This window comes from Salmonella sp. 2018103 (assembly GCF_026247685.1).
Taxonomy (GTDB): Bacteria; Pseudomonadota; Gammaproteobacteria; order Enterobacterales; family Enterobacteriaceae; genus Salmonella; species Salmonella enterica.
In genome coordinates this window covers 385,995-398,753 of the sequence record NZ_CP111029.1, presented here as the reverse complement: position 1 = coordinate 398,753, position 12,759 = coordinate 385,995, and the positions used below count along the sequence as shown (strand labels likewise).

Here is a 12,759-nt window from a genome sequence, read left to right as displayed (position 1 = left end):
TTCAAGGCCAGACATGACTAACAGCAACCGCATCAAGCTCACATGGATCAGCTTTCTTTCCTACGCCCTGACCGGGGCGCTGGTGATTGTCACCGGGATGGTGATGGGAAATATCGCAGACTATTTTCAGCTGCCCGTTTCCAGCATGAGTAACACCTTCACTTTCCTGAACGCCGGGATTTTGATCTCGATCTTCCTCAATGCGTGGCTGATGGAAATCATCCCGCTGAAAACACAGCTACGCTTTGGTTTTATCCTGATGGTGCTGGCGGTGGCCGGGCTGATGTTCAGCCACAGCCTGGCGTTGTTCTCAGCGGCGATGTTTGTGCTGGGGCTGGTCAGCGGGATCACCATGTCGATTGGCACCTTCCTGATTACGCAACTGTATGAAGGGCGTCAGCGCGGTTCCCGGCTGCTGTTTACCGACTCCTTCTTCAGCATGGCGGGGATGATTTTTCCTATGGTCGCCGCCTTCCTGCTGGCGCGTAGTATTGAGTGGTACTGGGTCTACGCCTGTATCGGCCTGGTCTACCTGGCGATTTTCATCCTGACCTTCGGCTGTGAATTTCCGGCGCTGGGTAAACATGCGCAGCACTCTCAGGCGCCTGTCGTCAAAGAAAAATGGGGCATTGGCGTACTGTTTCTCGCCGTCGCCGCGCTGTGCTATATCCTCGGTCAATTGGGCTTTATCTCCTGGGTGCCGGAATATGCCAAAGGCCTCGGCATGAGCCTGAATGACGCCGGGGCGCTGGTGAGTGATTTCTGGATGTCCTATATGTTTGGCATGTGGGCGTTCAGCTTTATCCTGCGCTTTTTCGATCTGCAACGCATTCTGACCGTACTGGCGGGTATGGCGGCGGTACTGATGTATCTGTTTATTACCGGCACGCAGGCGCATATGCCGTGGTTTATTCTGACGCTGGGCTTCTTCTCCAGCGCCATTTATACCTCCATCATTACGCTGGGATCGCAGCAAACGAAAGTGGCCTCGCCTAAGCTGGTTAACTTTATTCTGACCTGCGGCACCATAGGAACGATGCTGACCTTCGTCGTCACCGGCCCGATTGTGGCGCACAGCGGTCCACAGGCGGCGTTACTCACCGCGAATGGTCTGTATGCGGTGGTCTTTGTGATGTGCTTTGCGCTCGGCTTTGTGTCCCGTCATCGCCAGCATAGCGCGCCGGCTACGCATTGATAATGATTGCCGGATGGCGCCGCGATGCGTCTTATCCGGCCTACAGCGTAAGCTGTTGGTAGGCCGGATAAGGCGACGTCGCCCTCCGGCACTCTATCCCCCTCCTGACGAGGTAGGCCTGTTGGTCTAAAAACCCCTCATTTTGTATGTTATTTGTACAAACCTGAAAAGCCTGACAATTCCGCCACTTATAAAAATCCAGACAAATCAGCCATATACCCATTAAGAGGTATATAAAGGTGAATTTGATTTACATCAATAAGCGGGGTTGCTGAATCGTTAAGGTAGGCGGTAATAGAAAAGAAATCGAGGCAAAAATGAGCAAAGTCAGACTCGCTATTATCGGTAATGGTATGGTCGGCCACCGCTTTATTGAGGATCTCCTTGATAAATCCGACGCTAGCCTGTTCGACATTACCGTGTTCTGTGAAGAACCCCGTAAAGCCTATGACCGTGTCCACCTGTCATCCTACTTCTCTCACCACACCGCGGAAGAGCTCTCTCTGGTGCGTGAAGGATTTTACGAGAAGCACGGCGTAAAGGTACTGGTTGGCGAACGCGCAATTACCATTAACCGTCAGGAGAAAGTGATTCACTCCAGCGCGGGTCGTACCGTTTATTATGACAAGCTGATCATGGCGACCGGTTCATATCCGTGGATTCCGCCGATTAAAGGCTCCGAAACCCAGGATTGCTTCGTTTACCGTACCATTGAAGACCTCAACGCTATCGAAGCCTGCGCCCGTCGCAGCAAGCGCGGGGCGGTGGTCGGCGGCGGTCTGCTGGGGCTGGAAGCCGCTGGCGCGCTGAAAAACCTCGGCGTGGAAACGCACGTCATTGAATTTGCGCCAATGCTGATGGCGGAACAGCTCGATCAGATGGGCGGCGAGCAGCTACGTCGCAAGATCGAAAGCATGGGCGTGCGTGTACACACCAGTAAAAACACGCAAGAGATTGTTCAGCAGGGTAACGAAGCGCGTAAGACTATGCGTTTTGCCGACGGCAGCGAGCTGGAAGTCGATTTTATCGTCTTCTCTACCGGTATTCGCCCCCGCGACAAGCTGGCTACCCAGTGCGGTCTGGCCGTCGCGCAGCGCGGCGGGATCGTGATTAACGACACCTGCCAGACGTCCGACCCGGATATCTACGCTATCGGCGAGTGCGCCAGTTGGAACAACCGCGTTTACGGTCTGGTCGCACCAGGCTATAAAATGGCCCAGGTCGCCATTGACCATATCCTCGGCAGTGAAAACGCCTTTGAAGGGGCGGATCTCAGCGCCAAGCTGAAGCTGCTGGGCGTGGACGTCGGCGGCATCGGCGACGCGCATGGCCGCACGCCGGGCGCGCGTAGCTACGTTTACCTCGATGAAAGCAAAGAAGTCTACAAACGTCTTATTGTCAGCGAAGATAACAAAACGCTGCTCGGCGCAGTACTGGTCGGCGACACCAGCGATTACGGCAATTTGCTGCAACTGGTACTGAACGCCATCGAACTGCCGGAAAACCCGGATTCGCTGATCCTGCCGTCGCACGCGGGTAGTGGTAAACCCTCTATCGGCGTGGATAAACTGCCGGACAGCGCGCAGATCTGCTCCTGCTTCGATGTGACTAAAGGCGATCTGATCGCCGCTATCAATAAAGGCTGTCATACCGTGGCGGCGCTGAAAGCGGAAACCAAAGCCGGAACCGGCTGCGGCGGCTGCATCCCGCTGGTGACGCAGGTACTGAACGCCGAACTGGCGAAACAGGGTATTGAAGTCAACAACAACCTGTGCGAGCACTTTGCTTATTCTCGTCAGGAACTGTTCCACTTAATCCGCGTGGAAGGCATTAAAACCTTTGAAGAACTGCTGGCGAAACACGGTAAAGGCTACGGCTGCGAAGTGTGTAAGCCGACCGTCGGTTCGCTGCTGGCGTCGTGCTGGAACGAATACATCCTCAAACCGCAGCACACGCCGCTACAGGATACTAACGATAACTTCCTGGCGAATATCCAGAAAGACGGCACCTACTCGGTGATCCCGCGCTCCGCTGGCGGTGAAATCACCCCGGAAGGTCTGGTGGCCGTGGGTCGTATCGCCCGCGAGTTTAACCTCTATACCAAAATTACCGGTTCTCAGCGTATCGGTCTGTTTGGCGCGCAAAAAGACGATCTGCCGGAAATCTGGCGTCAACTGATTGAAGCGGGCTTCGAAACCGGTCACGCGTACGCCAAAGCGCTGCGGATGGCGAAAACCTGCGTCGGCAGCACCTGGTGCCGCTACGGCGTGGGCGACAGCGTCGGTTTCGGCGTGGAGCTGGAAAACCGCTACAAAGGCATTCGCACCCCGCACAAGATGAAGTTCGGCGTCTCCGGCTGTACCCGTGAATGTGCGGAAGCGCAGGGTAAAGATGTGGGTATCATCGCCACTGAGAAAGGCTGGAACCTGTACGTTTGCGGTAACGGCGGCATGAAACCTCGTCATGCGGATCTGCTGGCAGCCGATCTCGATCGCGAAACACTGCTCAAGTATCTCGACCGCTTTATGATGTTCTACATCCGTACCGCCGACAAACTGACCCGTACCGCACCGTGGTTAGACAACCTGGAAGGCGGCATCGACTATCTGAAATCGGTCATCATCGACGACAAGCTGGGCCTGAACGAACATCTGGAAGAAGAGATGGCGCGCCTGCGTGCAGCGGTGGTCTGCGAGTGGACGGAGACCGTCAACACCCCATCCGCACAGGTTCGTTTCAAACACTTTATCAACAGCGACAAGCGCGACCCAAATGTTCAGGTTGTGCCGGAACGCGAACAGCATCGTCCGGCCACGCCGTATGAACGTATCCCGGTCACTCTGGTGGAGGAAAACGCATGAGCCAGTGGCAAAACATCTGCAAAATCGATGACATTCTGCCGGGAACCGGCGTCTGCGCGCTGTCAGGCACTGAACAAGTCGCGATTTTCCGTCCTTACCATAGCGATCAGGTATTCGCGATCAGCAACATCGACCCGTTCTTTGAAGCCAGCGTGCTGTCTCGTGGACTGATTGCGGAACACCAGGGCGAACTGTGGGTCGCCAGCCCGCTGAAGAAACAGCGCTTTCGTTTAAGCGACGGTCTGTGCATGGAAGACGAACAGTTTTCTGTGAAACATTACGACGCGCGGGTAAAAGACGGCGTGGTGCAGTTGCGCGGTTAATTATTTTTGGGAGGCGCAACGCCTCCCCTTTTTTGACGTATTTGTAGGTCTTTTATTGGTAGGCCTGATAAGCGTAGCGCCATCAGGCAATTGCAAAAGCACATTGCCGGATGGCGGCATAAATGCCTTATCCGGCCTACGGTTACGATTTTTTTATTTTTTGTACTTCAAGGATAATCAAATGTTTACAGACACTATTAATAAGTGTGCGGCTAACGCTGCGCGCATCGCACGCCTGTCGGCGAATAATCCGCTCGGCTTCTGGGTCAGTTCGGCAATGGCCGGGGCTTATGTCGGTCTCGGCATCATTCTTATTTTCACCCTCGGCAATCTGCTCGACCCGTCCGTGCGTCCTTTGGTAATGGGTGCCACTTTTGGTATCGCCTTAACGCTGGTCATCATCGCCGGTTCCGAACTGTTTACCGGCCACACCATGTTCCTGACGCTGGGCGTCAAAGCTGGCACCATCAGCCACGGTCAAATGTGGGCTATCCTGCCGCAAACCTGGCTTGGCAACCTGGTCGGCTCCGTCTTTGTCGCCCTGCTTTACAGCTGGGGCGGCGGCAGTTTGTTGCCGGTCGATACCAGCATCGTTCACTCAGTCGCGCTGGCGAAAACCACCGCGCCCGCCACGGTACTGTTCTTCAAAGGCGCGCTGTGTAACTGGCTGGTTTGTCTGGCAATCTGGATGGCGATCCGCACCGAAGGCACGGCAAAATTTCTTGCTATCTGGTGGTGTCTGCTGGCGTTTATCGCTTCCGGCTACGAGCACTCCGTCGCGAATATGACGCTGTTCGCCCTCTCCTGGTTTGGTCATCACAGCGACGCCTATACCCTGTCCGGAATCGGACACAATCTGTTGTGGGTCACTCTGGGCAATACTTTGTCCGGCGTCGTGTTCATGGGATTGGGTTATTGGTATGCTACGCCGAAATCGGAGCGTCCGGCTCCGGCAAAAATCAATCAGCCAGAGGCTGCTGCCAATAATTAAGGGGTAATGTCGTGGACCATTTGCCTATATTTTGTCAATTACGCGACCGCGACTGTCTGATCGTCGGCGGTGGCGATGTCGCAGAACGCAAAGCACGGTTATTGCTGGAAGCAGGCGCACGTTTAACGGTCAATGCGCTAACCTTTATTCCACAGTTCACCGTATGGGCAAATGAAGGCATGTTGACTCTGGTTGAGGGACCGTTCGACGAAACGCTTCTCGACTCGTGTTGGCTGGCGATCGCGGCCACCGACGACGATACCGTCAACCAGCGTGTCAGCGAAGCGGCGGAGTCACGCCGTATCTTCTGCAACGTGGTGGATGCGCCGAAAGCCGCCAGCTTTATCATGCCCTCCATCATTGACCGCTCGCCGCTGATGGTCGCCGTCTCCTCGGGCGGCACTTCCCCGGTGCTGGCGCGTCTGCTGCGCGAGAAACTGGAGTCGCTGCTGCCGCAGCATCTGGGGCAGGTCGCGCGCTACGCCGGGCAACTCCGCGCCCGAGTGAAAAAGCAGTTTGCCACGATGGGCGAACGTCGTCGCTTCTGGGAAAAATTTTTCGTCAATGACCGACTGGCGCAGTCGCTGGCGAATGCCGATGAGAAAGCGGTTAACGCGACAACCGAGCACCTGTTTAGCGAACCGCTGGATCACCGTGGCGAAGTCGTGCTGGTTGGCGCCGGGCCGGGCGATGCCGGACTGCTGACGCTGAAAGGGTTACAACAAATCCAACAGGCGGATATCGTGGTTTACGATCGCCTCGTCTCCGACGACATTATGAACCTGGTACGCCGCGATGCCGATCGGGTCTTTGTGGGGAAACGCGCGGGTTACCACTGCGTCCCACAGGAGGAAATCAACCAGATCCTGCTGCGTGAAGCGCAAAAAGGTAAACGCGTGGTACGCCTGAAAGGCGGCGATCCCTTTATCTTTGGTCGCGGCGGCGAAGAGCTGGAAACGCTGTGCCATGCCGGTATTCCTTTCTCGGTCGTGCCGGGGATTACCGCGGCTTCCGGCTGCTCCGCCTACTCCGGTATTCCGCTAACCCATCGCGATTACGCCCAGAGCGTACGTCTGGTCACGGGTCACCTGAAAACCGGCGGCGAGCTGGACTGGGAAAACCTGGCGGCAGAAAAACAGACGCTGGTGTTCTACATGGGGCTTAATCAGGCAGCAACTATCCAGGAAAAACTGATCGCATTCGGTATGCAGGCCGATATGCCGGTTGCGCTGGTAGAAAACGGCACCTCCGTGAAGCAACGCGTCGTCCACGGTGTGCTGACGCAGCTCGGGGAATTAGCGCAACAGGTTGAAAGCCCGGCGCTGATTATCGTTGGCCGGGTCGTTGGTTTACGCGATAAATTAAATTGGTTCTCTAATCATTAATTAAAATAAGGCCCTGTTATTCAGGGCTTTATTTTACAACTACTCGTAACCCCAAATTATTTTTACTTAAAATTAAATTAAGCAATCCATTTTAAATACACCACGTGAATTTAAATATTAATAATATTGCGTAAAAACCCTTTTATTCGTCAAATTCCCCCATCATTCATTCACCTAATAAATAACACCGTTAAGCACTCAATTTGACCTGACCTGGTTATCGGGTGATAAAATAAACACTAAAGCATAATTTTCTTCTGGCCATTTCATCATTGCCTGTATCGCTCTCTGCATATGTTTAGTACGCAAGGAAAATATTAATTAAGGATGAACCCTATGCAAAAGAAAAAACTTATTTCTATCGCGATCGCTTTAACGCTACAAAGTTATTACACTCCGGCCATCGCCGCAGAAAATAACGATGATGAAAAAGAATGTCCCAGTAATATCTCCTCCCTGCCTAAAGAAAAACGCGCAAAACTCTCACCGACCTGCCTTGCTACATTACCTGAAAATGATAATCACTGGGGCTGGGTTGCTGGCGGCGTTGCTGCCCTGGTCGCAGGTGTGGCTATTGGCGTTGAAAATAACGGTGGCGGAGATTCTACTCATTCTTATACCCCCCCTACGCCCGACAATGGAGGCAACGTCACTCCGCCCGACGATGGCGGCAACGTCACCCCGCCCGATGATAGCGGCGATGACGATGTGACCCCGCCTGATGATAGCGGCGATGACGATGTAACCCCGCCTGACGATAGCGGCGATGACGATGTGACCCCGCCCGATGATAGCGGCGATGACGATGTGACCCCGCCTGACGATAGCGGCGATGACGACGACACGCCCACTGATAATTCTGTTACTACCTTCAGCAACGGCGTCACCATCGATAAAGGCAAAGACACCCTGGCCTTCGATAGCTTCAAACTGGATAACGGCAGCGTTCTCGAGGGCGCCGTGTGGAATTATTCAGAACAGGATGACCAGTGGCAGTTGACCACCGAAGACGGCAAAACGCTGAACGTCACCGGCTGGGACGTGACTGACGCCAATGCCGCCGTGATTGAAGGCACCCAGGAAAACGGTCTCTACTGGAAGTACGACAGCCGGGGCTATCTGATTATTGCCGACGATAACACCACGGTTATCACCGGCGACGGCGAATCGCATACCTCCGATCGCGGCATGGATATCAGCGGCCAGGATCGCACCGGCGTGATTATTTCCGGCGATCGAACCGTCAACACGCTCACCGGGGACTCCAGTGTGACCGACGGCGCCACCGGCATGGTGATCACCGGCGACAGCACCACCAACGCCATTTCAGGCCATTCAACGGTGGATAACGCCACCGGCGCGCTGATTTCCGGCAATAACACCACCACCGATTTCTCCGGCGACATTACCGTGAGCGGCGGCGGCACCGCCATCGTCATTGATGGCGACAACGCCACGGTTCAGAATACCGGTACTTCCAGTATCAGCGGCGCAGGCTCCACTGGCACCACCATTGACGGCAATAACGCGCGCGTCAGCAACGACGGCGATATGACCATCACCGACGGCGCCACCGGCGGCCATATTATCGGCGACAACGCGGTTATCGATAATGTCGGGGACACCACCGTCAGCGGCGCGGGGTCCGCTGCGTTGTATGTCGATGGCGATAACACGCTCATTATCAATGAAGGCGATCAGACCATCTCCGGCGGCGCGACCGGTACGCGAATTGACGGCAGTAAGGCCCGTATCGCCAATACCGGCGATATCGCAGTGGATGGCGCAGGCTCTGCCGCTGTAGTTATCAATGGCGACAACGGCAGTCTGACCCAGGCGGGCGATCTGCTGGTCACCGACGGCGCGATAGGTATCATCACCTACGGCACCGGAAATGAAGCAAAAAATACCGGTAACGCCACCGTCCGCGATCAGGACTCGGTGGGTTTTGTGGTCGCTGGCGAACAAAACGCCTTCCGCAACAAAGGGAATATTAACGTCAGCCTCAACGGCACCGGCGCGCTGGTGAGCGGCAATACGTCACAGGTTACGCTGGATGGCGATATTAACGTTATTTCCGTGCAGGACAGCGATGGCGTATTCCGCGGCGCGACGGGTGTAAACGTGAGCGGCGACAGCAACACCGTCAATATCGCTGGCAACGTGAATATGAACGCTGAGCACGAACAGGATTCTCTGATCGCCAGGCAGCCCTCACTAATCGGTATCACCGTGAGCGGCGCCAACAACGATATCGCCCTTAATGGCGCACTTGACATCAACGTCGGCGATCTGTCGATAGTCAGCGGGCAAGCTCTGGACGTCACCGGTCTGGACATTACAGGTGACGGTAACAACGTAAATATCCGCGGCGGTATTGACATTACCCATAGCGAGGGTGGGGATACCTCGTCCAGCACCGTCACAGGTATCAATCTCAACGGCGACAGCGAAGTTACGCTAAGCGGCCAGTCCACAATAGATACAACCACCGTTACAGGAGGCGAGGTCATACTGGCCAGGGTCAGCAACGGCGGTTCTCTGATTCTGGATGACGACTCAACCATTGATATTAATGCCAATTATATCAATGTTGACGCTTACACTGACAATGCGCTATTAATCGCTAACGGAGAAAATTCATCAATTGCGAACCAGGGCGATATCACAAGCCACGGCGTCTATTCCATTATGCGCGCCGACAATGGCGCAACCATCAGCAACAGCGGTGAGATCCTGATTTACGCAACCAGCAACAACGGCGGCGACGATCGTACTGCCGTTACCCGCGCCAACGGCGCAGGTTCAGTGGTTCATAACCAATCTGGCGGCGATATCACCATCATATCTGACCGGCAACCTGTAAAAAATTACGGTATTTCCTATTTCCCGCTGAAATGGTACAGCCATACCTTCTATGCAATGCTCGCTTCTGGATATGGCGATGTTGTCAATGATGAAGACGCCGCCATCCATTTGCAGGGTGCTGGCGTATATGGGGTTAGCGCCAGCAGAGGAACGGCGCTGAACGCAGGCGATATTTATCTGGACGGTTTTGTTCCGACGCTGGATGATGAAGGTAATATTACCAGTACAGACTACTGGCATCCGTCATCGCTCTATCTCACCAGTTCAGGAATGGTCGCAGGCTCAACCGACGGTGATGGCGACGCCACCGCCACCAATACCGGCACCATTAACGTTAACAACGCCGGGTTTGGCATGATGGCGCTCAATGGCGGCGTCGCCATTAACCAGGGCACCATTAATCTCACCGCCGATGAGGGCGTCACCAAAACCGATGATAACCAGCTGGTCGGCATGGCGGCGCTCAACGGCGGGACCGTCATCAACGATACCACTGGCACCATCAATATCGATGCCTCTTACGGTAAACCGTTCCTGGCCGACAACAACAGCAGCGTGATTAACTACGGCACCGTGTGCTTTGACAGCAACTGTCAGAGCAGCGACCAGTACAACCCGACCGACAGCAACGTCTCCCTGGCTTTTGCTGATGGCGATGTCATTACCGCCGCAGGTGAAACGCTTACTGGCGAAACCATTATCACCAGTCCGATCGCAACGCAGACCGTACACGTCACCAACGCAGGCATCGTCAGCGGCGGCAAGGTCACCGTCAGAAATTACGGTGATGTCATCAACGAAGCCACCGGCAGCATCAGCAGCGTCGGCATCGACAAAGGCGGCGTCTACACCAACGAGGGAACAACGGCTGCCGTTTCCGTAGACGGCGGCATGTTCAACAATACCGGCACCGTGACCGGGAAAACGGGGACCACGGTAGCGGGTTCCATTATCAACAACAGCGGTTCCATGAACGCGGTTGAGCAGTGGGCCAGCACCATGAATAACACAGGCACAGTGTCGGCCTGGGTCGGCGCATCGGGCAGTACGGTACTGAATAACTACTCAGGCGGCGAAATCGATAAGCTGAACTTTACCGGTGCCGCAACCGTTAATAACGCAGGGATCATCAACAATGGTTCTGTTGATAAAGGCGGTACGTTTAATAACCTCGAAGGCGGCGTCGTAACGCTAATAAACGACGGCCTGTGGGCTGGCGCCTTCAATAACTGGGGAACGGTGAATAGCGATGCCGATATCGCGACGGGAAAAAATACACACACTCTGTATAACGGCAGCACTGGCGTCATCAACGGGCAGATCACCACGGCGAAAAATAACGGCGGCAGCAAGGCAATTAACGACGGTACCATCAACATTGATAAAACCGGCAATGTGGCGATGTCGGCGCATGGCAGCGCGAAGATGGTCAACAACGGTGAAATTAACGTCGGTACTAAAGGCACCACGCAGACCGGCATGGTCGGGATGCAGCTTGAGTCTGACGCAAAATCCGATGCGGTTATCGAAAACAACGGCACCATCAATATCTACGCCAGTAATTCGTATGCATTCAGCCAGTTAGGCAGCAACGGCCATATCGTCAACAACGGTACGGTTTATATTGATGACAGCGTAACCGGCTCCGGCTTTATCAAGCAGAGCGGTAAAACCATCGAAGGCAGCGGTGAAAACGGCGACGGTACGGAAGTGCATTATGTTGACTTTATTGCGCCAACGGAACCGACCATTAACGATGGCATGACGACCGTAACAGCCGGCGACAGCGCAGGCTCATCCACCACCAACAACCTGTCCGGCTACGTGGTCGGCACCAGCGCCGACGGCAGCGCCGGTAAGCTTAAAGTCAGCAACGCCAGCATGAACGGCGTGGAAATCAACACCGGCTTTGCCGCAGGCACCGCCGACACCACCGTCAGCTTCGACAACGTGGTCGAAGGCAGCAACCTGTCTGACGCCGGCGCAATCCAGTCCACTACCGTGGTGTGGAACGCGCAGGGAAGCCAGGACAGCGACGGCAACGTTGACGTCACCATGACCAAAAACGCCTATGCCGATATCGCGACCGACGCCAGCGTCTCCGGCGTGGCGAGCGCGCTGGACGCCGGTTATACCAACAACGAGCTGTACACCAGCCTCAACGTTGGCACCACCGCCGAACTGAACAGCGCGCTGAAACAGGTCAGCGGCGCTCAGGCCACCACCGTGTTCCGCGAAGCCCGCGTGCTGAGCAACCGCTTCAGTATGCTGGCCGACGCCGCGCCGCAGGTGGGTAACGGTCTGGCGTTCAACGTGGTGGCGAAAGGCGACCCGCGCGCCGAACTGGGCAACGACACTCAGTACGACATGCTGGCGCTGCGCCAGAAGCTGGACTTAACCGCCAGCCAGAATCTGACGCTGGAGTACGGCATCGCCCGTCTCGACGGCAACGGCACGCAAAACGCCGGTGATAACGGTCTGACCGGCGGCTACAGCCAGTTCTTTGGCCTGAAGCACAGCATGGCGTTTGAAGAAGGCCTGGCGTGGAATAACAGCCTGCGCTACGACGTGCATAACCTGGACAGCAGCCGCTCCGTCTCTTACGGCAACACCAGCAAGGTGGCGGATTCCGACGTACGTCAGCAGTACCTTGAGTTCCGCAGCGAAGGGGCGAAAACTTTCACCATGATGAGTGATACGCTGAAAGTCACGCCGTATGCCGGGGTGAAATTCCGTCACACCATGGAAGATGGCTACAAAGAGCGCAGCGCCGGAGATTTTAACCTGTCCATGAACTCTGGCAACGAAACGGCGGTAGACTCTCTTGTCGGCCTGAAGCTGGATTACGCCAGGAAAGACGGTTGGAGCGCCACCGCTACCCTGGAAGGTGGCCCGAACCTGAGCTACAGCAAGAGCCAGCGTACAGCGTCATTACAGGGTGCGACGGGTCAATCGTTCGGCATAGATGACGGTCAAAAAGGCGGCGGCGTTAATGGCCTGGCAACCATCAGCGTGAAATATAGCAGCAATGATACTGCGCTACATCTGGATGCGTACCAGTGGAAGGAAGACGGTATCAGCGATAAAGGCTTTATGCTTAACGTTAAGAAAACATTTCGTTAAATAAACGACATTA

6 protein-coding genes are annotated in these 12,759 nt (G+C 55.2%); all 6 read left to right on the top strand.

All coding sequences use genetic code 11. The annotated features are described in order from the left end of the window. The first annotated feature begins 13 nt into the window (after positions 1-13). Positions 14-1,195, top strand: a complete 1,182-nt coding sequence (gene tsgA / locus OLG56_RS01775; RefSeq protein ID WP_000185267.1) for an MFS transporter TsgA — start codon at positions 14-16, stop codon at positions 1,193-1,195. Between the two features lie 317 nt (positions 1,196-1,512). Next, complete coding sequence (gene nirB / locus OLG56_RS01770) at positions 1,513-4,056, top strand: NADPH-nitrite reductase large subunit (RefSeq protein ID WP_079900370.1); 2,544 nt, start codon at positions 1,513-1,515, stop codon at positions 4,054-4,056. After that, on the top strand, positions 4,053-4,379 hold the full coding sequence (gene nirD, locus OLG56_RS01765) for a nitrite reductase small subunit NirD (RefSeq protein WP_000084819.1): 327 nt from the start codon (positions 4,053-4,055) through the stop codon (positions 4,377-4,379). Before nirB ends, nirD begins: the two co-directional genes overlap by 4 nt. Positions 4,380-4,560: 181 nt before the next feature. Next, positions 4,561-5,370, top strand: coding sequence for a nitrite transporter NirC (gene nirC / locus OLG56_RS01760; RefSeq protein ID WP_000493571.1), 810 nt, complete (start codon positions 4,561-4,563; stop codon positions 5,368-5,370). Positions 5,371-5,381: 11 nt separating this feature from the next. Further along, positions 5,382-6,755, top strand: a complete 1,374-nt coding sequence (gene cysG, locus OLG56_RS01755) for a siroheme synthase CysG (protein ID WP_000349904.1) — start codon at positions 5,382-5,384, stop codon at positions 6,753-6,755. 336 nt (positions 6,756-7,091) lie between these two features. Then, the gene (locus OLG56_RS01750; protein ID WP_207011581.1) at positions 7,092-12,746 is read left to right on the top strand and encodes a pectate lyase-fold domain-containing protein; all 5,655 of its coding nucleotides are present in this window, start codon (positions 7,092-7,094) and stop codon (positions 12,744-12,746) included. Positions 12,747-12,759: the final 13 nt, after the last annotated feature.

Bases quoted from the DNA above. Each gene is read 5' to 3' on its own strand.
- nirB (WP_079900370.1), top strand. From the start codon at position 1,513: ATGAGCAAAGTCAGACTCGCTATTATCGGTAATGGTATGGTCGGCCAC.
- nirC (WP_000493571.1), top strand. From the start codon at position 4,561: ATGTTTACAGACACTATTAATAAGTGTGCGGCTAACGCTGCGCGCATC.
- tsgA (WP_000185267.1), top strand. From the start codon at position 14: ATGACTAACAGCAACCGCATCAAGCTCACATGGATCAGCTTTCTTTCC.
- nirD (WP_000084819.1), top strand. From the start codon at position 4,053: ATGAGCCAGTGGCAAAACATCTGCAAAATCGATGACATTCTGCCGGGA.
- OLG56_RS01750 (WP_207011581.1), top strand. From the start codon at position 7,092: ATGCAAAAGAAAAAACTTATTTCTATCGCGATCGCTTTAACGCTACAA.